This is a genomic window from Streptomyces sp. 35G-GA-8, from assembly GCF_023534745.1.
Taxonomy (GTDB): Bacteria; Actinomycetota; Actinomycetes; order Streptomycetales; family Streptomycetaceae; genus Streptomyces.
Genome location: NZ_JAMHJQ010000011.1, coordinates 254,623 through 277,160 on the forward strand (window position 1 = coordinate 254,623; position 22,538 = coordinate 277,160).

The 22,538-nt window shown below is 70.5% G+C and carries 20 protein-coding genes; 8 read left to right on the forward strand and 12 right to left on the reverse strand.

The genetic code is table 11. The features are described 5' to 3' along the window. Positions 1-30 precede the first annotated feature (30 nt). Both M1203_RS25925 and M1203_RS25930 read right to left on the reverse strand, forming a co-directional pair. Positions 31-711 (reverse strand): response regulator transcription factor, encoded by a 681-nt coding sequence (locus M1203_RS25925; protein ID WP_189110519.1) that lies wholly within the window; start codon positions 709-711, stop codon positions 31-33. Further along, on the reverse strand, positions 708-1,970 hold the full coding sequence (locus tag M1203_RS25930) for a cell wall metabolism sensor histidine kinase WalK (RefSeq protein ID WP_249952274.1): 1,263 nt from the start codon (positions 1,968-1,970) through the stop codon (positions 708-710). Before M1203_RS25930 ends, M1203_RS25925 begins: the two co-directional genes overlap by 4 nt. Before the next feature lie 207 nt (positions 1,971-2,177). Here M1203_RS25930 and phoU point away from each other — a divergent pair, with 207 nt between their 5' ends. Next, complete coding sequence (phoU, locus tag M1203_RS25935; RefSeq protein ID WP_249952206.1) at positions 2,178-2,858, forward strand: phosphate signaling complex protein PhoU; 681 nt, start codon at positions 2,178-2,180, stop codon at positions 2,856-2,858. A 441-nt stretch (positions 2,859-3,299) separates the two neighbouring features. Here phoU and M1203_RS25940 read toward each other — a convergent pair whose 3' ends face one another. Both M1203_RS25940 and M1203_RS25945 read right to left on the reverse strand, forming a co-directional pair. Then, the gene (locus tag M1203_RS25940) at positions 3,300-4,826 is read right to left on the reverse strand and encodes an FAD-binding oxidoreductase (protein ID WP_249952207.1); all 1,527 of its coding nucleotides are present in this window, start codon (positions 4,824-4,826) and stop codon (positions 3,300-3,302) included. Between the two features lie 282 nt (positions 4,827-5,108). Continuing rightward, positions 5,109-5,870, reverse strand: a complete 762-nt coding sequence (locus tag M1203_RS25945; RefSeq protein WP_249952208.1) for a phosphoglyceromutase — start codon at positions 5,868-5,870, stop codon at positions 5,109-5,111. Between the two features lie 165 nt (positions 5,871-6,035). On the opposite strand from M1203_RS25945, the gene M1203_RS25950 reads away from it, so the two are divergent. Then, positions 6,036-7,394 carry an MFS transporter gene (locus M1203_RS25950; RefSeq protein WP_249952209.1) on the forward strand — a complete coding sequence of 453 codons (1,359 nt, stop codon included), beginning with the start codon at positions 6,036-6,038 and terminating at the stop codon, positions 7,392-7,394. Positions 7,395-7,419: 25 nt separating this feature from the next. Here M1203_RS25950 and M1203_RS25955 read toward each other — a convergent pair whose 3' ends face one another. From M1203_RS25955 to mshA, 4 genes are all read right to left on the reverse strand, one after another. After that, positions 7,420-9,057, reverse strand: a complete 1,638-nt coding sequence (locus M1203_RS25955; RefSeq protein WP_249952210.1) for a N,N-dimethylformamidase beta subunit family domain-containing protein — start codon at positions 9,055-9,057, stop codon at positions 7,420-7,422. A gap of 258 nt (positions 9,058-9,315) precedes the next feature. Next, a complete protein-coding gene (locus M1203_RS25960) occupies positions 9,316-11,010 on the reverse strand; it encodes a glycoside hydrolase family 55 protein (RefSeq protein ID WP_249952211.1) in 1,695 nt (564 codons plus the stop codon). Positions 11,011-11,168: 158 nt separating this feature from the next. Further along, positions 11,169-11,717, reverse strand: coding sequence for a YbjN domain-containing protein (locus M1203_RS25965; RefSeq protein ID WP_249952212.1), 549 nt, complete (start codon positions 11,715-11,717; stop codon positions 11,169-11,171). A gap of 104 nt (positions 11,718-11,821) precedes the next feature. Further along, a complete protein-coding gene (mshA, locus tag M1203_RS25970) occupies positions 11,822-13,165 on the reverse strand; it encodes a D-inositol-3-phosphate glycosyltransferase (RefSeq protein WP_249952213.1) in 1,344 nt (447 codons plus the stop codon). A 156-nt stretch (positions 13,166-13,321) separates the two neighbouring features. Here mshA and M1203_RS25975 point away from each other — a divergent pair, with 156 nt between their 5' ends. The 3 genes from M1203_RS25975 (at position 13,322) to M1203_RS25985 (ending at position 17,030) form a co-directional block, all read left to right on the forward strand. Further along, positions 13,322-14,140 carry a class I SAM-dependent methyltransferase gene (locus M1203_RS25975; protein ID WP_249952214.1) on the forward strand — a complete coding sequence of 273 codons (819 nt, stop codon included), beginning with the start codon at positions 13,322-13,324 and terminating at the stop codon, positions 14,138-14,140. A 198-nt stretch (positions 14,141-14,338) separates the two neighbouring features. Continuing rightward, on the forward strand, positions 14,339-15,439 hold the full coding sequence (locus M1203_RS25980) for a C40 family peptidase (protein WP_249952215.1): 1,101 nt from the start codon (positions 14,339-14,341) through the stop codon (positions 15,437-15,439). A 337-nt stretch (positions 15,440-15,776) separates the two neighbouring features. Continuing rightward, a complete protein-coding gene (locus tag M1203_RS25985; RefSeq protein ID WP_249952216.1) occupies positions 15,777-17,030 on the forward strand; it encodes a PP2C family protein-serine/threonine phosphatase in 1,254 nt (417 codons plus the stop codon). A gap of 49 nt (positions 17,031-17,079) precedes the next feature. Here M1203_RS25985 and M1203_RS25990 read toward each other — a convergent pair whose 3' ends face one another. From M1203_RS25990 to M1203_RS26000, 3 genes are all read right to left on the reverse strand, one after another. Beyond that, positions 17,080-17,418 carry a DUF2516 family protein gene (locus M1203_RS25990; RefSeq protein ID WP_249952217.1) on the reverse strand — a complete coding sequence of 113 codons (339 nt, stop codon included), beginning with the start codon at positions 17,416-17,418 and terminating at the stop codon, positions 17,080-17,082. Positions 17,419-17,543: 125 nt separating this feature from the next. Then, the gene (locus M1203_RS25995) at positions 17,544-18,230 is read right to left on the reverse strand and encodes a hypothetical protein (protein WP_249952218.1); all 687 of its coding nucleotides are present in this window, start codon (positions 18,228-18,230) and stop codon (positions 17,544-17,546) included. 18 nt (positions 18,231-18,248) lie between these two features. Then, on the reverse strand, positions 18,249-18,734 hold the full coding sequence (locus M1203_RS26000; protein WP_249952219.1) for a helix-turn-helix domain-containing protein: 486 nt from the start codon (positions 18,732-18,734) through the stop codon (positions 18,249-18,251). A 187-nt stretch (positions 18,735-18,921) separates the two neighbouring features. Between M1203_RS26000 and M1203_RS26005 the strand changes: the two genes are divergently transcribed. From M1203_RS26005 to M1203_RS26015, 3 genes are all read left to right on the forward strand, one after another. Then, positions 18,922-19,683: an SMI1/KNR4 family protein gene (locus M1203_RS26005; RefSeq protein WP_249952220.1), complete on the forward strand. Its 762-nt coding sequence runs from the start codon at positions 18,922-18,924 to the stop codon at positions 19,681-19,683. 64 nt (positions 19,684-19,747) lie between these two features. Next, the gene (locus M1203_RS26010) at positions 19,748-20,272 is read left to right on the forward strand and encodes a DUF5958 family protein (protein WP_249952221.1); all 525 of its coding nucleotides are present in this window, start codon (positions 19,748-19,750) and stop codon (positions 20,270-20,272) included. 271 nt (positions 20,273-20,543) lie between these two features. Beyond that, positions 20,544-21,425: a GNAT family N-acetyltransferase gene (locus M1203_RS26015; protein WP_249952222.1), complete on the forward strand. Its 882-nt coding sequence runs from the start codon at positions 20,544-20,546 to the stop codon at positions 21,423-21,425. Positions 21,426-21,467: 42 nt separating this feature from the next. Here M1203_RS26015 and M1203_RS26020 read toward each other — a convergent pair whose 3' ends face one another. Beyond that, positions 21,468-22,493, reverse strand: a complete 1,026-nt coding sequence (locus M1203_RS26020) for an NAD(P)/FAD-dependent oxidoreductase (protein WP_249952223.1) — start codon at positions 22,491-22,493, stop codon at positions 21,468-21,470. Positions 22,494-22,538 lie beyond the last annotated feature (45 nt).

Consider the following 22,538-nt stretch of genomic DNA (forward strand, 5'->3'; position numbering starts at 1 on the left):
GGTTCACGGACGGCTCGTACCGGGGCCGGTTTACGGCTCGAACTTGTAGCCCAGGCCGCGGACCGTCACCAGATACCGCGGGGCACCGGGGTCGGGCTCGATCTTGGCGCGCAGCCGCTTGACGTGGACGTCCAGGGTCTTGGTGTCGCCGACATAGTCCGCGCCCCACACCCGGTCGATCAGCTGCATACGGGTCAGCACCCGGCCCGCGTTGCGGAGCAGCATCTCCAGCAGGTCGAACTCCTTCAGCGGGAGGTCCACCTTGCCGCCGGAGACGGTCACGACATGGCGGTCCACGTCCATCCTGACCGGACCCGCCTCCAGGGCGGCCGGGGCGACCTCTTCCGGCTCACCGCGACGGCGCAGGACCGCGCGGATACGGGCGACCAGTTCCCGCGAGGAGAAGGGCTTGGTGACATAGTCGTCCGCCCCTATCTCCAGGCCGACGACCTTGTCGATCTCACTGTCCTTGGCGGTCACCATGATCACCGGGACATTGGACTTGCCGCGCAGCTGGCGGCAGACCTCGGTACCCGGCAGGCCGGGCAGCATGAGGTCGAGCAGGACGAGGTCGGCGCCGTTGCGTTCGAACTCGTCGAGCCCCGCGGGCCCGGTGGTCGCGATCGCGACCTCGAAGCCTTCCTTGCGGAGCATGTAGGAAAGGGCGTCGCTGAAGGATTCCTCATCCTCGACGACGAGCACTCGGGTCACGGGAGGACCTCCGGGGCAGGAATCACGGTCGGGGTATCCAGCTCGATGCTGGGGTCTGTGTCGTAGCGCCGGTCGTCTTCGTCCGGGCCGGTGGGTGTTCGGTCCCGTCCGGCGCCCGCCTCGGGCAGCCTCAGGGTGAAGGTGGAGCCCTGGCCTTCGGAGCTCCATACGGTGACCTCCCCGCCGTGCGAGGCGGCCACGTGCTTGACGATGGCGAGGCCGAGCCCCGTACCGCCGGTGGCTCGGGAGCGGGCCGGGTCCACGCGGTAGAAGCGTTCGAAGATCCGCTCGCGGTCCTTCTCGGAGATGCCTATGCCCTGATCGGTCACGGCTATCTCGATCAGGTCCCCGCCGGTGGCGGAGACGCGGTGCGCGGCGATACCGACGCGCGTGCGGGCCGGGGAGTAGTTGACGGCGTTCTCGACGAGATTGCCGAGAGCGGCGGCGAGCTGGCCGCGGTTGCCCCAGACATGCAGATCGGCCGTTCCGCCCGAGGCCATGGTGATCTGCTTGGTGGACGCGGGCTGCCGGGACCTGTCGATGGCCTCGGCGACCAGTTCGTCCACCCGTACGGACTCCGAGTCCTCCAGCGGGTCGTCGTTCTGCACCCGTGAGAGGTCGATGAGTTCCTGTACGAGATTGGTGAGCCGGGTCGCCTCGATCTGCATGCGGCCGGCGAAGCGGGTGACCGCCTCGGGGTCGTCCGAGGCGTCCATCACGGCCTCGGAGAGCAGGGAGAGCGCGCCGGTGGGGGTCTTGAGTTCATGGCTGACATTCGCCACGAAGTCGCGCCGTACCGCTTCGATGCGGCGGGCTTCTGTGAGGTCCTCGACCAGAAGCAGGACGAGGCGGGAGCCGAGCGGAGCCACCCGGGCGGAGACCGCCAGGGCCTCTCCCCGGCCCGTACCGCGCCGGGGAAGATCCAGCTCCACCTGTCTTATCTCGCCGTCGCGCCGGGTGTCGCGCGCCATGTGCAGCATCGGTTCGACAGCGAGTTTGCCGCCCCTGACCAGGCCCAGCGCATACGCCGCGGAGCTGGCCTTGACCACGGAGTCGCTCTCGTCGAGAACGACCGCGGAGGAGCGGAGCACGGACAGTACGGTGTCGACGCCCGGGGGCAGTACGGCATCCGTGTGCAGGGAGGTACGTGTGGGCCTTGCCTGGTCGCGTTCGCTCCAGCGAAACGCCAGCATGGCGATCACGCCGGTGCACACCCCGGCGATCGCTGCCAATGCGGCGACCGCCGCGTTCACGTCCATGTACCCCAGGTTATGCGCGGGCATGGACACTCTCCCAGCCATCGGAGTGTCTCCTCCGACACTCGTCGCCCAGAGTTCACCAAGGGGAAAGTATTGGTTCATTTGGGATGGAGGAGCCTGACGCGTAGTGCCCGGACCGTGGGAGCGTGGGGGCACAGCCCCCGGCCCCCAGGCCCCGGGCAGGAACGTGAAGAGAGGGACAACCCCATGCGGGACGCGTACCACGAGGAACTGGACTCGATAGGCGAGGACCTGGTCGAAATGGCCCGGCTGGTCGGTTCCGCCATCGGACGTGCCACCACAGCCATGCTGGACGCGGATCTCAAGCTCGCCGAGAGCGTGATCGCCGCCGATCAGCGGGTCGACGACCTCCAGCACGACCTGGAGGCCAGGGCCATCGCGCTGCTGGCACGGCAGCAGCCGGTCGCGACCGATCTGCGGATCGTGGTCACCTCGCTGCGGATGAGCGCCGACCTGGAGCGCTCCGGCGACCTGGCGCAGCATGTCGCCAAGCTGGCCAGGCTCCGCTTCCCGGTCTCGCCCGTGCCGCACGATCTGCACGCGACGATCCTGGAGATGGGTCAGCTGGCGCAGCGCCTGATGGCGAAGGCCGCCGAGGTGATCATCACCAAGGACGTCGAGCTGGCGCTCCAGCTGGAGCAGGACGACGACGAGATGGACCTGCTGCACCGCACGCTCTTCCAGCACCTGATGGACGACCGCTGGAAGCACGGCATCGAGACGGCGGTCGACGTGACGCTGCTCGGCCGCTACTACGAGCGCTTCGCGGACCACGCGGTGGCGGTCGCCAAGCGGGTCGTCTTCCTGGTGACGGGCGAGCACGCGGACGAGATCCAGCCGGCGGACACGCCGGTCGAAGGGGCGTAGCGGGTACGAGGCGTGAGGGAGCGGGTACGGGCGTGAAGGAGCGCGCGGCAGCGCCTGCGCGCATGCGCCGTTGATGCGCCCGCCCCCCTGGGCATGCAATGGGGTCAGGCGCCATCCGGGCGCGCCTTCGAGGAGGATCCCATGGCCGATTCCCCTACCCATGTCCCCCAGCAGGAAGCCCCCGCGGCCCCTGCGTCAGTGACCCGCCTGCCCCTGCTCGGCGCATGCGGCTGCGGCTCGGGCTGCGGCTGCGGCTGCCAGTCGGGCGGCTCGTGCCAGTGCGGCGGCGGGTGCGGTTAGACCGAACGAAGGGCCCCGGCCGGCGGTGCGTCGCCGACGGGGCCCTTTCGCGCGGTGCGCGGGGTGTGCGCGGTGGACTGCTTCTTCTTGCCTGGGTCTGGCGGGCGCGTATTTCGTCGCTGGTCAGAGGCGAACTGTCGATCAGCGTGACGCGGGCGGGATGCTCTGCTCGTACTGGAAGACGTTGCGGGGGTCGTACTTCGCCTTGATCTCGCGCAGCCGCTCGAAGTGGTGTCTCCCCCAGTAGGCGGTCTCCCACTCCTGCATGCCGACGTTCGGCACGTTGACGTAGGCGCCGTCCACGAAGCCGCGCATCGCCTGGCTGAATTCGGCGGTCCAGGCCTGGCACGTCGAGGTGAGCGGGTCGCAGACGCCTGGTGTCGTTGAAGGAGTCCCCCAGGCTGCGCCGATCTCGCCGTAGAAGATCGCGTCGCGGTGCACGAACGCGGTGCCGCCTCGGGGCTCCTTCCTGATCGCCCCGCCGAAGGCATCGACGAAGTAGTTGCTTTCCTCCGTGGGAGCGTTTCGCATGAAGTAGCCGATGACGTCGATCGCCTCCTTCGGGAACAGCTTCTTGGCGAACTGTGAGAAGAACTTCACGTTGGCGGGCTCCTGCGAGCGCGGCACCTGGGCTCCGGCAAAGATGGGGCCCCAGTTACCGACCTGCACCTCCACATCGGGCGTGCCGATCGACAGGATCGGGGCCAGCATCTCTTTGGCCTCCTCCGCCGTGCCCTCCGCGAGCCACGCGAACAGCGTGATCTGGGACTTGTGGATCTCGACTTCGGATCCGAGGCGGTTGTCGGCGAACGGGACCGCATGCTGCCAGGCGTCGAAGATCCCATGCAGGTCCGTAAGGCCGTCCCAGGTCGCCTGCACATAGGCGATGCGCTTGAGCGGGTGCACCTTGTAGGTGAGTTGCGTGACGATTCCGAAGTTGCCGTTTCCCGCCCCACGGAGCGCCCAGAGCAGGTCTGAGTGGTCCTTCAGGTTGGCATGGATCACCTCGGCGCAGTCGCGACCCGACGGGACGACGACCTCGGTCCCGATCAGGCTGTCACAGGCCATGCCGAGCCAGCGATTGAGGGGGCCAAGGCCGCCGCCGATCGTCGCACCGACCAAGCCGACGCTGCCCTCGCTTCCGGTCGTGACCGCGAAGTCCTGCTCGGCGAGCGTCGTCACCGCTTCCAACTGGGTCAGGCCGGCGCCGACCGTCGCGATACGAGCTTCGGCGTCGATGTGGACCGACTTGAGCTGGCTGACGTCGATCACGATGCCGTTGTCGATGTTCGACCAGCCCTCCAGGGCGTGACGGCCGCTGCGTACCCGCAGTGCGACGTTGTGCTGCCGCGCCCAGGTGAGGGCGTTCACCACGTCCTGGGTCTCCTGGGCGAAGACGATGACCAGCGGGTAGTGGGAGAACAGCTGGTCGTAGTCGATGCGATCATCCGTGTACGAGGCGTCATCGGGGCGGACGACGCGACCGGTCAGCTTCGCCGGCGGACATCCCGACGACCCTTTGGTCGAGTCGCTCGCGGCCAGCAGGCCCGGGGTGCTCGCGGCCGCGATGTCCGGCGCGCCCGCGGCCGTAAGGCCCGGGACGACGATCGCCCCGGCGCCGGCGGCCGCTGACGCCCTGAGCAGGTAGCGGCGGGAAAAGTCGCTCAACGTCCAGATCCTCTCGATCGGGCTACGCCGCTACTCGGCTGACGGAGCCCTTACCCGCCAGCCGCCGGGCAGTCCTTTGTGGTCGACCCCCGCACGGTAACGGGGCGACCATGCGGTTTTTCCCGACACGCCAATCGAGGACGATGACGACAGCCTGAAGGAGTACCCCAGCGGGATCCCGTCACAAGCGGTTCCCGGCAGCAGGCCACGGTCGTGGGCCCAGACCATGAAAACGCCCCTGACCTGCGCCGTATGCGCAGGTCAGGGGCGTGATCGCAAACCCTACTTCTTCTTGCCCTGGTTCTTCACGGCCTCGATCGCGGCGGCTGCCGCGTCCGCGTCCAGGTAGGTGCCGCCCGGGGTGACCGGGTGGAAGTCGGCGTCCAGTTCGTAGACGAGCGGGATGCCGGTCGGGATGTTCAGGCCCGCGATGTCGGCGTCCGAGATCCCGTCCAGGTGCTTGACCAGGGCGCGCAGGCTGTTGCCGTGGGCGGCGATCAGGACCGTACGGCCGGTCAGCAGGTCGGGGACGATCGCGTCGTACCAGTACGGCAGCATCCGCTCGACGACGTCCTTCAGGCACTCCGTGCGCGGACGCAGCTCGCTCGGGATCGTGGCGTAGCGCGGGTCGTCGCTCTGCGAGAACTCCGTGCCGTCCTCCAGGGCCGGCGGCGGGGTGTCGTACGAGCGGCGCCACAGCATGAACTGCTCCTCGCCGAACTCGGCGAGCGTCTGGGCCTTGTCCTTGCCCTGGAGCGCACCGTAGTGGCGCTCGTTCAGCCGCCAGGAGCGCTGGACGGGGATCCAGTGGCGGTCGGCGGCCTCCAGCGCGAGCTGCGCGGTACGGATGGCGCGCTTCTGGAGGGAGGTGTGCAGTACGTCGGGCAGCAGGCCGGCGTCCTTGAGCAGCTCACCGCCGCGGACCGCTTCCTTCTCGCCCTTGTCGGTGAGGTTGACGTCCACCCAGCCGGTGAACAGGTTCTTGGCGTTCCACTCGCTCTCGCCGTGGCGGAGGAGGATCAGCTTGTACGGTGCGTCGGCCATGGGCCAAAGCCTAATGGACCCATTCGGACCCACCGCACGGGCTTCGATTGACTCCTGCCGTCAATTGAGTGGCGGTTTCCGAGCCGCGGTACGTAAGTTTCCCTTGGCCGTTCGGCCACTTACCAGGCCGTCCGGCCGCTACCGCTGTTTCCGGGGGGAATCCGCATGTCCGTCGCCTCGTCGGCCGCCGCGTCGGCCGCCGGTCTGAGACGTGCTGTGAGGGAGAGCGTCTCGGGCCTGCCCCGGGAGTTCTGGTGGCTGTGGACCAGCACGCTGGTCAACCGGCTGGGCGCCTTCGTCGCCACCTTCATGGCGCTCTATCTCACCCTGGACCAGGGCTACTCCGCCTCGTACGCGGGTCTGGTGGCCTCGCTGCACGGGCTCGGCGGGGTCATCTCGTCGCTGGTCGCCGGGGTGATGACCGACCGGCTCGGCCGGCGGCCGACGCTGCTGATCGCGCAGTCGTCCACGGCCGCGTCCGTCGCGCTGCTCGGCTTCATGCGGGACCCGGCCGCGATCGCGGCCGTGGCGTTCCTGGTCGGCATGGCCTCCAGCGCGTCGCGCCCCGCCGTGCAGGCGATGATGGCGGACATCGTGAAGCCCGAGGACCGGGTGCGGGCGTTCTCGCTGAACTACTGGGCGATCAACCTGGGCTTCGCGATCTCGTCGGCGGGCGCCGGGTTCATCGCGCAGTACAGCTATCTCGCCGGGTTCCTGGGCGAGGCCGCGATGACGCTCGCCTGCGCCGTACTGGTCTTCCTCAAACTGCCGGAGTCCCGACCGGAACGGGGGCCGGGCGGGACTCCGGCGCGTGTCACTTCCAGGAAGAGCGCGGCGACCGAGCCGGGGATCGGGTTGGGGACGGTCCTGCGGGACGGCCGCTTCATGAGCGTCGTGACGCTGTCCTTCGTCGTGTCGCTGATCTTCCAGCAGGGGTACGTCGGGCTGCCGGTGGCGATGGGGGCGGACGGCTTCACCAGCGCCGACTTCGGCTTCGCCATCGCGGTCAACGGCGTCCTGATCGTGGTCCTGCAGATCCCGGTCACCCGCTTCATCCAGCACCGCGACCCGCGCCGGCTGCTGATCGTCTCGTCGATGCTCGCGGGGTACGGATTCGGGCTGACGGCGTTCGCCGGGTCGATCGCCGTCTACGCGCTGACGGTCTGCGTGTGGACGCTGGCGGAGATCATCAACGCCCCCGTCCAGACGGGACTGGTGGTACGGCTCTCGCCGGTCCATGGCCGGGGGCGCTATCAGGGCATGTACACGATGTCCTGGTCGGTGGCGGCGCTGGTGGCCCCGCTGATGTCGGGCCTCGTGATCGACCGCTTCGGCGCGGCGTGGCTCTGGGGCGCGTGCGCGGTCCTGGGGACGGCGGCGGGCGCGGGGTACTGGCTGCTGATGCGGGGCTTGTCCGAACTGGAGGACGGGACAGGCGAGGTGGAGGGGTCGCAAGGGGATCCGCCGTCGGCACCGGCCGAGGCGCCCGTGAAGGCGACCGCTCCCGGCGCCGGGAGCGCGTAGGACGTCCGCAGGGCCCGGACGCCCGTCACGCCGTCGCCGTATCCCCGTACACACTCCGTACGTTGTCCCTCGGCTCCGGCATCGTCCGCCCCGCCGGGCCCTTCGCGAAGGCGCGGAGCACATTCTCCGTCGTGCGGGTGACAAAGGCCCCGGTCCGCGCGTCCAGACCGTGGTTGCGGCCGTTCTCCCCCGTCCCCGCCATCAGCCCCTCGACCCATCGCATCGTCCCGGACGCGAAGACCCCCGCGCCGCCCGGCACGGTGTAGTACGCGGAGTCCGCGTGGCTGCCGCGCCCCTTGCAGACGAGCGGGGAGTGGGCGACGATCTCCAGCCGCGCCGGGGTCGGCTGCCCCGGGGTGACCCGGTCGTACTCCACCCCGACCAGATGGTCGAAGGACTCGCCCCGCTTCACCCCGGTCCCCGCGAACAGCCAGTGGCCGGCCTGGTGGACGACATAGGGGGCGTCGGTCGGATACCCCTCGTACAGAACGCCGGTCAGGGAGGATTCCGGGTCGGCGGCGGGCGGCACCCGGAAGTCGGTGGTCGCCATCGTGGGGTGCGCCTCCAGGTAGGGGTCGTCCCGGTAGGCGGTCTTGTAGCAGACCACCGTGCGGACAGCGCCCGTTGCCCCCCTCTCCAGCCTGATCCGGCGGAAGCAGGTGTTGGCGCCGAGGATGGCCAGATTGGTCCCGGCGTCGCGCGCCCGCGTCACATGGAGGCGCTGCTCCGGGGTCCAGTACTCGTCGTGGCCGAGCGAGACCGCCGCCGTGGCGTCCCGCAGTACGGACGGGGCGAGGTGGACGTCCACCCCCGTGGTGTACGCGAGCGGAAGGCCGAGCCGGTCCGCGAGGACCACGAGGGCACGCTCGTAGACAAGGAACTTCTCCGCGCCGCTCCTGTCGTACGGCCGGTCGAAGGAGACGGCGAACGAACGCGTCGCGTACGCGCCGTCGTCGCCCTGGTAGAGGCTGGAGCCGCCCCACAGGTTGTACGCCTGCCAGGTCGCGGGGGCGTGGATCAGCACCGTCCTGCCCGCCGCGCTCGCCGAGCGGACGATCAGCGGGACGTAGCGCTGGTGCCCGTTGTCCGCGTCCAGCCGGAGCAGATACGCGCCCTCCGGCCAGCCGTCGGTGCGGACAAGCGCGGTACGGTCCCAGTCCGCCCGTACGGCACGGGTCTCGGCGATCAGCAGCGGGCGACGGCGCTGCGCGTGGCCCGCGATCCGGCCGGAGCGCCAGACCAGCCGCGCCCGCGCCCCGCCGTACCAGCCCATCCGGTACGCCGAGACGCGGAAGCCGGGCGCGGTGGTCGAGACGTACAGCCCGAACTCCTCGCCCGGCAGGACGCTCACCCTGTCGGTATAGCCCTCGACCGCCTCGGGCGGGCCCACCGAGCGGATGCGCCAGTCGGGGCTGCCCGGCCGCGCCCGCTCCGCCGCGTCGGCGGCCGCCCGGTCCCCGCCGCCGGCGCTCCGGCCGGGGCCGGGCGGCTCGTCCTCCTCGCCGGGGGAGTCGCAGCCCGCCGCGCCCAGCGCCAGCCCGGCGGCGCCGGCCGCGGCGGCCCCGAGGAAGCGCCGGCGACCCAGCCGGGCCCCGCCTTCGTCGGCCTCGACTCCCCCGCGGTCTCCGTCGCGGTCTCCCCCGCGGTCTCCGTCGCCGTCCATCGAACCCGTCCCACGCGCACGCCGGCCCACTGTGCTGTCGATACGNGGCGGCCCCGAGGAAGCGCCGGCGACCCAGCCGGGCCCCGCCTTCGTCGGCCTCGACTCCCCCGCGGTCTCCGTCGCGGTCTCCCCCGCGGTCTCCGTCGCCGTCCATCGAACCCGTCCCACGCGCACGCCGGCCCACTGTGCTGTCGATACGATCCTGGGCCGGTGGGAGCCGCACGGCGACCGTGCGAGGGCCGATCAGGGAGGACGGCGTCAGCGCAGCTCGCGCTGTGCCTCGTAGAGATTGCGCGGCCGCATGTCCCCGGGGCTGCCGTACGCCTCCAGCCGCGTGTGCAACTCGCCCTGGAAGTCCGGCACATCGATCTGGTCGAACTCCCGCACCTCACTGATGCCGGCCGTCACGCTGTACGGGGCGATCTCGTCGATCTTGATCAGTCCCGCGCGCTGGTTGGTGACGGTGATGTTCCAGTGCGCGAACCGCGCCCCGTACAGCGGTCCCGCGATCGCGTCGCCGCCGTGCCGGCCGTCGTTGCTGACGGTGATCTCCGTCCGTACGTTGGCGAAGGGCATCCCCCGGTGCGTGTCGAACGTGCCCATCTCCATCCGCCCGCGCGACCAGACGTTGTAGCTGGACAGCCCCTCGACATTGATGCCGTGCAGTTGTGTGCCCGCCGGCGCCGGGACCGTACGCCGCTCGATCACGAAGTCCTCGATCAGATTGTCGTGCGAGGCCTCGCGGCAGTAGTACGGGTGGTGCGAGCCGCGGCCCGCGACGCGGGTATGGCGCAGGGTGCAGGCGGAGGCGCCGATCAGGCCGAAGCCGTTGTCGACATGGCGTACGACGACGTCCTCGGCCCAGCAGTCGTACGCGCACTGGAAAGCGACCCCGTTGTAGCCCTTGTCGAGGAGGTGCGGGGACTGCGGGGTCTCGACGGCCTCCAGGGTCAGCCCCTCGACCCCGGAATCGGTCAGCGGGGCGACCGAGGTGGTGAACTTCGGGTCCCACTCCGGGCGCAGATCCAGCGGAAGCGGACGTTCCAGGGTGACTTCGCGACCGCGTACGGCGGTGATGCGCACCGGCCACTCGTACGGTGTGTACGACGTCAGCTTGGTCATGGCGGCCCAGTCGTACGTCTCGGTGCCGGGGCCGTCGCCCGCCATGTGCCTGAGAAGGCTGTGGTCCGCGTCGTCGGAGAGCTGGAGCAGGACGAACTGTCCGCGCCTGAGCTTCGAGGCGTCCTGGACGGTCACGGACCGGTCGCCCCGGTTGCCTCGGGCGAGGGCGGTGAGGGTGCTCCACTCGTCGCGCTCGTTGCCCGTCCAGCCCTCGCACGGCCAGTCGCTCGCCTTGATGGCGCTGGTGAGCGAGTCCCAACGCTCCTGCGGGCAGAGCCAGATGAGGCCGCCGGACCAGGACCAGCCGGATTTGTTGCCGCCGAAACGGCTGCCGTAGGGGCCGATCAGCTCGGTCAGATTCCGGGTCGCGTACAGCTTCGTACGGTCGCTGCCCGCGCCGCGCAGGACGACGCCGCTGTGCGCGATCCGGATCACGTCGTCGATCCGGTAGGTGCCGGGCGGGATGGAGACCGTGCCCCCGCCACGCTCCGCGGCAGCGGCGAGGGCACGGTTGATGGCGGGGGCGTCGTCCACGGAGCCGTCGCCCTTGGCGCCGTACGCGCGGACATCGGCCACGACCGGGTACCGGGGAAGGCCGCGCGCACCGGCGCGCCGGCCGGCGCGTCCTACGTACGGGATCTGCGGGTGGGTGTAGGGCGAGTCGGCGAATTCACGCCAGAGCGCGGACGTCTTCGGTGGCCTGCGCTCACTGGCCGCGGCGGGACCCGGCAGTCCGGTGGTCATCGCTCCGGCCGTGGCGGCGACGGCGATCGCCGTGCCGAGCACCGTCCGTCGGCCAATGGCACGTGGGCGCCGGGGCTCCATCGACATGATCCCGCCTCCATATATGTGAACGATGTTCAGGTGCGCGTCTGGGAGTGAGCATGCCATGGCCCTGGGCGCCCGGGAAGATGTCGAACGCCGAGTCGTTCAGTGGGATTTCGGGCCGGACGGACACCCGGACGGACAGCCGGACGACAGGGGCCGGGTCAGGCCGGGGGGCGGGAAGGTCCGGACGGACCCTGGGTCAGATGGGCGAACGCGTCCAGGTTCCGGGTCGGCTCCCCCCGGGACACCCGCCACGCGTACTCCCTGCGGATCGCACTCGCGAACCCCAGCTCCAGCAGGGTGTTGAACGAACCGTCCGCCGCTTCGAGCACCGAGCCGAGCAGCCGGTCGATCTCGTCCTCGGTGACGGCGGCCAGCGGGAGTTTGCCCGTCAGATAGATGTCCCCGAGGCCGTCGACCGCGTAACTCACCCCGTACAGCTTGAGGTTGCGCTCAAGCAGCCAGCGGTGGACGCCCGCCGCGTTCTCGTCGGGGTGCCGGATCACAAAGGCGTTGAGGGACAGCGCGTGCCGGCCCACGCGCAGGGAGCAGGTCGTGGAGAGCTTGCGGGTGCCGGGGAGGGTGACGACGTACGAGCCGGGCTCCGGGCTCTCCCACCCCAGCTCGGCGTCCTTCAGCGTCTGCTCGATGACCCGCGCGGCCCGCGCCGAGGGCGAGGAGTCCCGGGAGGTCTGCTGTCCGTCGGCCATGGGGCGAGCGTACGTCAGCCGTGGTGCGCGTACGCGTCAGCCGTGTGGTGCGCGTATGCGTCAGCCGTGGCGCGCGCAGGCGTCAGCCGTGGTGTACGTACGCGTCAGCCGTGGTGCGCGCGTACGGTGCGCCGGTGGTCGTGCACCGCGGCCGTGTAGACGTCGGCCGTCGCCGACGCCGCCGTGTCCCAGCCGAAGGACTGGGCGTGGCGCGCGGCCGCCGCGCCCATCCGGTCCACCAGCTCCGGGTGGTCGAGGAACTCGCGCAGCGCCCGCGCGTAGGCCGCCGGCTCACGGTCCCTGACCAGGAAACCGGTCGATCCGTCCCGTACCGCCACCGGCAGCCCGCCCACGGCCGCCGCCACCACCGGGGTGCCCACCGCCTGTGCCTCTATGGCGACCAGGCCGAAGGACTCGCTGTACGAGGGCATGACCAGCACGGACGCGGCCCGGAACCAGTCCGCGAGCCGACTCTGGCCCACCGGCGGCCGGAACTGTACGACATCGGCGATCCCGAGCCGCGCGGCGAGCTTCTGGAGCCCTTCCGGCTTCGCCAGGCCGCTGCCGCTCGGGCCGCCGACGACCGGCACGACCAGCTTCCGGCGCAGCGAGGGGTTCTGGTCCAGGAGCACGGCCACGGCGCGCAGCAGCACGTCAGGGGCCTTCAGCGGCTGGATTCGGCCCGCGAAGAGCGGGATGAAGGCGTCCTGCGGAAGCCCCAGCCGGGCACGGGCGGCGGCGCGGCCGTCGGCCGGACAGAAACACTCCAGGTTCACCCCCGGATGGACGACGGCGGCCTTGGCCGGGTCCGCGTCGTAGAAGCGGACCAGCTCCGCGGCCTCCTCGTCCGTATTGGCGATCAGCCGGTCGGCGGCCCGCACGATCTGGGTCTCGCCGATGACCCGGGCCGCGGGCTCGGGCCGGTCGCCCTCCGCGAGCGCGGCGTTCTTGACCTTCGCCATGGTGTGCATGGCGTGGACGAGCGGGACGCCCCACCGCTCGGAGGCGAGCCAGCCGACATGGCCGGACAGCCAGTAGTGGGAGTGGACCAGGTCGTAGTAGCCGGGGCGCTGGCCGGCCCATGCCTGCATCACGCCGTGCGTGAAGGCGCAGAGCTGGGCGGGCAGCTCCTCCTTGGCCAGGCCCTCGTACGGGCCGGCGTCCACATGCCGTACGAGCACCCCGGGCGCCAGCTCGACCGCCGGGTCCAGGCCGCCTGTGGTGGCGCGGGTGAAGATCTCCACCTCGATGTCGATGGCGGCCAGCCGCTTCGCCAGCTCGACGATATAGACGTTCATGCCGCCCGCGTCGCCCGTCCCCGGCTGGTGCAGCGGGGAGGTGTGGACGCTGAGCATGGCGATCCGGCGTGGCCGGCGATGCTGGCCGGGGAGCCTGAGACGGGGCGGTCCCACGAACGTGCCTGCGATACGGGACACGTACTGGCTCACGTCTACGGTCCTCTCGCGCGGAGATTCGGAGCACGGCGAAAAGAGGGTTGTCGCGCCCTCCGAGCCCCACAACAGCGGAATCACCTCCAGCATTTCCGTTTTGCCAAATCATTACCGGCGACCGCTCAACCGTCCCGGGTGGTTACGCTCGTCCCCATGGCGCCCGCGACCTCCCGTTCTCCCCGCCCGGTGGGCACGGTGACCCGCGGCACCACCCACCAGAACCGGCTGCGCCGCATGGACCGGTGGATCGCCGCCACGCACGGCCCCGCGCTGCGCCGCTCGGCGGCACCGGTCGTGGTGGATCTGGGGTACGGCGCGGCCCCCTGGACGGCGGTCGAGCTGCTGCGGCGGCTGCGCACGGCGGAGCCGCGTACCGAAGTCGTCGGCGTCGAGATAGATCCCGCCCGGGTCGCCGCCGCGCGCCCGTACGAGCGCGACGGGCTCCGGTTCCGGCACGGCGGCTTCGAGGTCCCGCTCCCCGGGGGCGCCCGCCCGGTGCTCATCCGCGCGGCCAATGTGCTGCGGCAGTACGACGAGGACGACGTCGCCGCGGTCTGGGCGCGGCTGTGCGGCCGGCTCGCGCCCGGCGGACTGCTGGTCGAGGGGACGTGCGACGAGATCGGCCGGCGGCATGTGTGGGTCGCGCTCGGCCCCGAGGGGCCGCGGACGGTGACGTTCGCGACCCGGCTCGGCTCGCTGGAGCGGCCCTCCGATCTGGCCGAGCGGCTGCCGAAGGCGCTGATCCACCGCAATGTGCCGGGTGAGCCGGTCCACGCCTTCCTGCGCGATTTCGACCGGGCGTGGGCGGCGGCGGCTCCCTACGCCTCGCTGGGCGCGCGGCAGCGGTGGATCAGGGCCGTACGGGATCTGGCGGCCGACTGGCCGCTCGCGGACGATCCGCGCAGACGGCGGCAGGGTGAGGTGACGGTGAACTGGTCGGCGCTCGCGCCCGGTTCGGGCAGCGGGGGCTGACCCGGGGAACATACGCGGCTGCCCGTTCGTCCTCATCGCGTCGGGTGCTTCCCGGGTGATTCCTGTGAGATGCCCGGATCCCTCTGTCCCTTTGACCGAGGGCATGACACGATCACGGCGTCAGAACCGGTTGTTGACGATACGTCAGATTCGTGACTGGCCTACCGCGCGGTGGGGTTGGCTCGGAGGGGGAGCTTGGTGAACCGACGTCGCAGTGTCGCTGCCGCCATCACCGTGGTCTGCGCACTCACCGTACTGGCGTCGCCGGCCTTGACGAACGGGGCGTACGCGGCCCCGGGCCCCACACCGTCCGGGTCGGCCGTCGCGCCGCCACCGGTCGAACTCCCGCCCGGCGCCGGGTCGAAGAAGTCCCTCGAAGACATCCGCAAGGAGATCGAGGCCCTTTACCAGAAGGCCGCGTCCGCCACCGACGCGTACAACCTCGCCGAGGAAGAGACCAAGAAGCAGTCGGCCGAGGTCATCGAGCTGGCGGAGGACATCGTCACCGGCCAGCTGCGGATCGACGAGCTGAAGAAGCGCGCGGGCGCCGCCGCCCGCGCGCAGTACAGGGGCGGCGGGCTGCCGCCCGAGGCGCAGTTGGTGCTCACCAGCGATCCGCAGCTCTTCCTGGACGCGGTGGGACGAATACAGCAGGGCCAGAAGGCCACCCACGATCTCATCGACGAGCTCTCCCGGGCGCAGGAAGACCTCAAGACGTACACCGCGGACGCCTCCACGCAGTGGCAGCGGCTGGAGGCCGGGCGGGTCAAGAAGGAGAAGGCGAAGAAGGAGATCACGGAGCGGATCGCCGCCGCCAAGAAGCTCGAAGCGAGCCTGGAGAAGGAAGAGCGGGCGCGGCTGGCGCTGCTGGAGAGCGACGCGGCGCGAAGGGCGCAGACGGCCTGGCTCGGTTCCGGCGCGCTGAAGGACATCAACCGCTCGTCCAGCGAGCGGGGCAAGAAGGCGATCACGTTCGCGACCGAGCAGATCGGCAAGCCGTATGTCTGGGGCGCGGAGGGACCGGACTCGTACGACTGCTCGGGGCTCACCTCCCAGGCGTGGGCGGCGGCAGGGCGGCCCATCCCGCGCACCTCGCAGGAGCAGTGGCGGCTGCTGCCCAGGATCGACATCAAGGACATGCGCCCCGGCGATCTGATCATTTACCACCAGGACGCGAGCCATGTCGGGATGTACATCGGGGACGGCGCGATCGTGCACTCGCCGCGTCCCGGCAGGAATGTGACGTTGGCGGGGGCGGGCTCGATGCAGATCCTCGGGGTCGTACGCCCGGACAAATAGGGGCGATCGGGGCCGACCTGCCTCGTACGGACACATCAACGCGGCACACACCGGCTCGGTACGCCCACTCGATGCGCCGACTCGCGCACCCGGGAGCGAGCCGGGGCGGTCGTACGTGCTGCCGTAGCCGCCGTACGTGCTGCCGTACGTGATGTTTGTCATGGCCGCAGAGCGCCCGATCGCGCCGGATGCGTGACGGGAAGCGGCATATGACACCGGCTCTTCGCCTGAACGCCATTCCGCTGGGGCCGCGGCTAACGCTATGGTCCCCGTCTGGTGAGGCGTCGATCGTCGCCCCGCCCGCGCCCTCGGGGGGAGGGAAAGGAAGACCAGACCGATGCCCGTACCCGTACCCGTTCCGCGGCAGCGCACAGGTTCGACCGTGGAGAGGCACCCCGCGGCGGAGACCGCCAAGGGCGGTGACCTCGTCCTGCTGGTCATCGAGGACGACCCGGCCGACATCTTCACCGCGCCGGAGCCGCCGGAGGGGACCGGCACGCGGCTGCGTATCCGTACCGCCCGCAACCTCACCGAGGCCGAGCGGCTGCTGACCGACGACATCCACTGCATCCTGGTGGATCTCGCCCTGCCGGGCAGGAACGACAGCGACGAACTGGCCCCGCTGAAGCACCTCCTGCGGCTCGCACCGCACCACGCCGTACTCGCGCTGGCGGCGGAGGGTGACGCCGAGCGCGCCGCCGCGGCGGTACGGGTCGGCGCCCAGGACTATCTGTTCCGCGACGAGCTGGACGGACGGCTGCTGAGCCGAGCCATCCGGTACGCCGTCGAGCGCAAGCGGGCGGATGTCGCGCAGCGCCAGCTGACCGAGTCCCGGCTGCGCGCCCAGGAGAACGCCCGGCTGGAGCGCGGGCTGCTGCCCACTCCGCTGCTCCAGGGCTCGGAACTGAGCTTCGCTGCCCGCTACCGGCCCGGCCGCTCCCGGGCCCTGCTCGGCGGGGACTTCTACGACACGGTCCGTACGCCGGACGGCACGGTGCACGCGATGATCGGCGACGTCTGCGGCCATGGCCCCGACGAGGCGGCGCTCGGCGTGGAGCTGCGGATCGCGTGGCGGGCGCTGACGCTGGCGGGGCTCTGCGGCGACCAGCTGCTCTCCACGCTCCAGGAGGTCCTGGAGCACGAGCGGGAGAGCGAGGAGATCTTCGCGACGCTCTGCACGGTCGACATCGCGCCGGACGGCCGCCGTGCGGGCCTCTGCCTGGCGGGTCATCCATCACCGCTGGTCACCCGCCGGGGGCGGGCGGCGCAGCTGCTGCCGCACGAGGAGGGCGGCCCGGCCCTGGGGCTGCTGCCGCGCGCACGCTGGCCGCGCCGGCAGGTCGAGCTGGGCGGGTCATGGAGCCTGATGATGTACACGGACGGCCTGATCGAGGGCCGGATCGCCCCCGACGCGAAACAGCGTCTCGGTCAGGAGGGCCTGGTCGAGATGGTCAGCCGCCAGCTGGCCGAGGGCCTGAGCGGTGACGACCTGCTGGAGGCGGCGGTGGCGCGGGCACGCGAACTGAACGGCGGGGAGCTGACCGACGACGTGGCGGTCCTGCTGCTGGGGCGGGGCGGCGCGCGGACCTGACCGCGTACCCGATCCGCGTACCCGCGCGTGGCCCGCGATTCTTGTTTGCCTAACGGCCGCCGTTGTAGGGCCCGTAAGGACCGTCACTGCTGGAGCCGCCGCCTCGGCTTCCACCGCCACCGGAGATCGCGTGGATGGCCGGCCGTACGTCGACCATGAAGACGATCGTGGCGACGAGCCCGGCGATCTGGAGGAACAGCATCGGTACGAAGAGGTTCACGGCGACCGTGACACCGAGAATGATCAGCCAGAACTTCTTCGTCTGCTTGTCCGCCGCGCGATAGGCGTCCTCACGAGCCGTGGCGGAGAGGAACAGCGCGATGATGGCCAGAACGAGCATGGCCAGATTGAGCAGCCAGAGAAGAGTGCCGAATCCTTCGAGCAACATGCGGAGCACCGCCTAAGGGGTGGAGGAGACGTCGCGGCCCGTACGCCAAGGTACCTGGATAACGGGCCGGGCACCCCCGAGGTGCCCGGCCCGCCTCTCTCGCGGGTGTGCGGGTTCGCGGCCGGCTACTTGCCGGCCGGCGGGGTGGACTTCTTCGCCGTCGTCCCGCGCGGGGTGGTCTTCTTCGCGGCGGCGGTCCTGGCCTCGGTCTTCGGCGCGGGCTTGGCGGCGGCCTTGACGGCCGGCTTGCCAGCGGGCTTGACGGCAGGCTTGACCACCGGCTTGACGGCGCCCCTGGTCCCCGCCTGCGTCTTCGTCTCCGTCTTCGGAGCGGGCTTCGGGGTGGCCTTCGACGCCGACGCGGGCTCGACGGCGACGGCGATCTCGGTGATCTCGTCCGCGGTCTCACCACGCCAGGCGCGTACGGTCTGCTCGCCGCGCTCGGCGACCTTCTCGTATGTCTCGCGGGCCCGGACCGCGTACTCCGCCGCCATGCCCACGCTCCGCAGCGCCAGGTCCTGAGCGGTCTCGCCCAGCTTCTTCAGATCGGTGTCGAGCGAGCCGATCACTTCGGTGACCTTGGCCTGGACGGTCGCCTGGGCCTCCTTGGCCTGGACGGAGACCTTCTCCTGGACGGCCTTGGGGTCGGAGTTCCGCACGGCCTCGAAGCGCCCGGGGGCCTCGGCCCTCAGCTGCTCGATCAGACCGGGCACCTTCTTGGCCTGCTCGACGGCGATATCGGCGGTACCGGCCGCGAAGTAGAGGGGCGTCGGGTCGGTGAGGGTCTTGCGCAGGTCATCGGTGATGGCCATGACTGTGGTCCTCCCGGATCAGTTTGAGGGTGGGGTGGCAGCACTGCCGTGTGTCGTACCGGAACCACCGGCGTCCGCACCGGCCGCCCTTTCGGCGGTTCCTGTGCCCGTGCTCTCCGCGGCTTCCGTGTCCTCCGTACGCTCCGTACTCTCCGTGTCGAGCGCGTTCTCCTTGCGGAACGACTCGTAGATCTGGAGGAGCACCTGCTTCTGCCGCTCGTTTATCGAGGGGTCGGCGAGGATGACGGCACGCGTCTCCAGCTCCTCCCGCTCCCGCTCGTCCAACATCCCGGCCTGCACATACAGCGTCTCCGCGGAGATCCGTAGTGCCTTGGCCAGCTGCTGCAGAATGTCCGCGCTCGGCTTGCGCAGCCCGCGCTCGATCTGGCTCAGATACGGATTGGACACCCCGGCGGCATCAGCGAGCTGCCGCAGCGACAGCTGCGCGTTACGCCGCTGCTCGCGCAGATACTCACCGAGATTGCCGACGTTGAGTGATGCCATAGGGCCATCCTGCGTCGCCCTGCTAACTATTGCAAGCGCATGCTTGCAAAAGTGTGCCAGGCAACACCCCGACCGAGCCGCCGGGAGCGCGGCTGTCCGTTCTCGGTAGATGTGGCGAGTCCCAGTGGTTCTGGCAAACGACCTGGCGGAGTCCCGGCGAAGCTGGCCGGCCTGTACGGTCCACCACATGGTTGACGAGTTCGATGTGGCTCAAGCTCTGCGCGGTGGGATACCTGACAGGGCGCGAGCCTGGGCCTTCGTTCGGGACTTTGCCGCAGCGTGGGCGGAGCCGCTCGCCGACGGCGCGGGTACGCGAGCGGAGGAGCTGGAGCGAGCCGAGGGAATGCTGGGGCTCACCCTGCCGACCGCGTTGCGCGAGGCGTACTCGCTTCTCGGTACACGTCACGACCTCACCGGCAACCAGGACCCGCTGCTGCGCCCTTCCGAGCTGTTCGTGCACGACGAGTTCGGTGGAATGCTCGTCTTCCGCAGCGAGAACCAGGGATGCGCTTTCTGGGGAGTGCGGCTGCGGGACCTCGGTCAGGACGATCCGCCGGTGTTCGTCCAGTCACGGGATGGTTGGGTCCGCTACCTGGAGCGGGTCTCCCTGGCCTGTGTCGAGTTCGTACTCAGCGAGACGCTGCTTGGCAGCGAAGGACGGCTCTACAACGCCTGCGAACTTCCCGCCAGCCTGATTCGAGAGCTGCCGAGTCGGTTCGCGCCGGTGGAGTTTCCCGAGTACCCGATGTGGACGGGGAAGGAAGAGTCACCCGTGTGCTGGTTTTCCGCGCCGGGGAAGCTCTTGCGGCTCGACGGACTGAGTGACCACAGCTGGCTGCACGTTCGGGGAAGTACGTTCGCCGACCTGGAGTCGCTCTGCGCCGCCCTCCCCAGCCACTGGGTACGTGGGTACTCAGAGCCGTTGGAAGCCGACGAACTGCCTTTCTAGGCATCCGAGGGTCCGCTTGGATGACCGGGAAAGTCTGTGAATCGAGCGCAACGGGGGCGTGAGGTTGGCTGATCCGTACATCATTCTCAACGAACTCGCCCAAGAGCTTCGGCCGATGCCACAGGGGATCGAGTGGTTCGAGGGCCTCTCCGCTGAAGAGCAGTCCAACACCCTGCGCCTCTTGTCACATTTCTGCATTCAGGCCCGCGCCACCGCCGAGGACGGCCCGGAAAGTATCCGACGCGCCGGACTTCGCGCCACGCACACACTGGCAGTTCTGATCACACGGGGGCAGATCGACCAGCAACTCGGAAAGATCGCCAGTCTCACCCCGCACGACGAGCGTCTTGCGGCCACGCGTGGCATCGCCTGTCTGTCGACACCCCCGAAGCCCCGGCCTGATCCCTCGCGCTTTCGCGCCTACCGGACCAGTCGCCGGAGGGGAACATCGCGCTCAGCTTCGGCAGTTTGCGCATCGCACGTCCCACTGCTCGCCGCGCGGCCCTGGATTGCCGCCTACAGCGCCCTGCTCAGCTTCGACGGCTTCATAAAATGCGTCGCCGCAGTCGTCATCCGCGCGGGTGAGTAGTCCATACGCCTCCATGGCGACGTAGTCGAGAGACTCCCACTCCGGCCAGTCGTCGTTCCAGAGCTCCCGAGGGGGCGACCCACTCGCGTTCAAGCAGGCGCAGCACGGTCCAGATCCACTGGGGCGCCCGGCTTCCAGTCCCCGCAGAACTGACAAGGCCCAGGTCAGAGACACCTCCTCGATCCAGATCTTTTGGGAACGGACAGCGGGCGGGGCCTCGCCCCGCTGAAAAGCGTGGGCGCGGTAGGTACGGCGTGGGCGATCATGGGGCATGCTCTCTGACGGCTGGCAGCTCACCGAAGACGTCGACGAATTCCTCGCGCGGGCCGGGGACTTCCTGCGCTCGCGGCCCGGTCGGCACGTCATGACGCTGACGTGGGCCGAGAGACTGCGGACGCGAGGGGCGGCGGCGTTCGGCGGGGAAGGCCAGGTCTTCGGCGTGCTGGAGCGTGCGGGCGAGGTCCATGCCGCCTTCCACCGCCTCATCCCCCGCGCTCTGTGCCTCACTCCGCTCACGCCTGAGCAGGCCGACACGCTCGCCGCCCAGCTGGTCGCCGTCGGGCACCCCCTCCCCTCCGTCAGCGCGGACCACGGCACCGCCACCTCTTTCGCCGAGGCCTGGCGGCGGCACACCGGCGCGACGCCGAAGATCCGCGACACGCGGCTGCGTCTGTACCAGCTCGGCACACTCACCCCGCCGGAGCCGATGCCTGCGGGCCGGGGCCGCCTCCTGGGCGAGCGGGACCATGAGCAAGTCATGTACTGGTGCGGCGAGTTCGCCAAGGCCGTCGGGGAAGACGTCACCATCGACGCTGGCTCCTGGGCCGGCACACGCTACGCCGACAAGCGCTACACGCTCTGGGAGACCCCGGACGGCACCCCCGTCTCCATCGCGGGCATGAACCCGCTGATCGGCGGCCAGATCCAGGTGGACATCGTCTACACCCCGGCCCATCTGCGCGGTCACGGCTACGCGGGCGCCGTGACGGCGGAGGTGAGCCGGGCCGCGCTGGCGGCGGGCGCGGAGGACGTCGTGCTGTTCGCGGACCGGTCCAATCCCACCAGCAACGCCCTGTACCAGCGGCTCGGCTACCGCACACTCACCGACTGGGCCACCTACGACTTCATATACGCCGCGCCGGACGGGGGTTGAGAACTCCGGACGGTGCCGTCGGCGGCTCCGAGGGCTGGGCCCTCAGCCGAGGCCCGCGGCGAGGGCCGCTTCGGTGTCGGCGGTGGCCAGGTCGGCGTTGATGTGTGCGCCCGCCAGGGCGCCCGCGGCGGCGGAGGCACCGACCTGGGCGCTCACGTCGGTGGCGTTGCCTGCCACCCATACGCCCCGGACCGGGGTGGTGCCGGCCGGGCCGGTGGCGAAGTGGCGGCCCATTCCGTCCGGCAGGTCCCGCATCGGCAGGTTCAGACCGGCCAGGCCTTCGGTACGGGCCCGCATGCTGGTCGCCACCGCGAGAACGCGGCGGGCCACGATCCGCCCGTCGGTCAACCGCACGCCCGCGACGCGGCCGTCCTGGGTGGACTCGACCGCCGCCACCTGGGTGTCGACGACGCGGATGTCACGGGCGGCGAAGCGCGCACGGGACTCCTCGCCCAGGCCGGTGCCGCGGGTGAAGTAGACCAGATCGTCGGTCAACTGCCGGAACAGCAGCGCGTGGTGGACCGAGGCCGGGCCCACGGCCAGGATCCCGATGGGCTCGTCGCGCACCTCCCAGCCATGGCAGTACGGGCAGTGCACCACGCCGTGTCCCCAGTGCCGGGCCAGCCCGGGAACGTCGGGCAGTACGTCGCGCAGGCCGGTGGCGACCAGCAGCCGGCGTGCCCGCAAGACGCCGCCGTCGGCCAGCGTGACCGTGAAGCGCGGATCGCCCTCGGCGGAGGGGGCGGCCGGGACGGCGGAGATCACCTCGCCGGCCACCACCTCGCCACCGTAACCGCGTACCTCCTCCCGCCCTCGGCTCAGCAGGTCCGCCGGTGGTACGCCCTCCAGACCGAGCAGACCGTGCACGCCGTCGGCGGGCGCGTTGCGGGGCGTGCCGCCATCGACCACGACGACGGAGCGACGGGAGCGGGCGAGCATCAGCGCGCCGTTCAAGCCCGCGGCTCCTCCGCCGATCACCACGGTGTCTACGGTCCCGTGGGACTCGGTCACGGAGTCGTCGTTCGCGCCGGTCGCGTCGGTCGCGTATTCGGAAGTCGTTACGGGCATGGCGTACCTCTCCTCGCGGTGAGCGGACCCCGAGCGGGCCCAGGT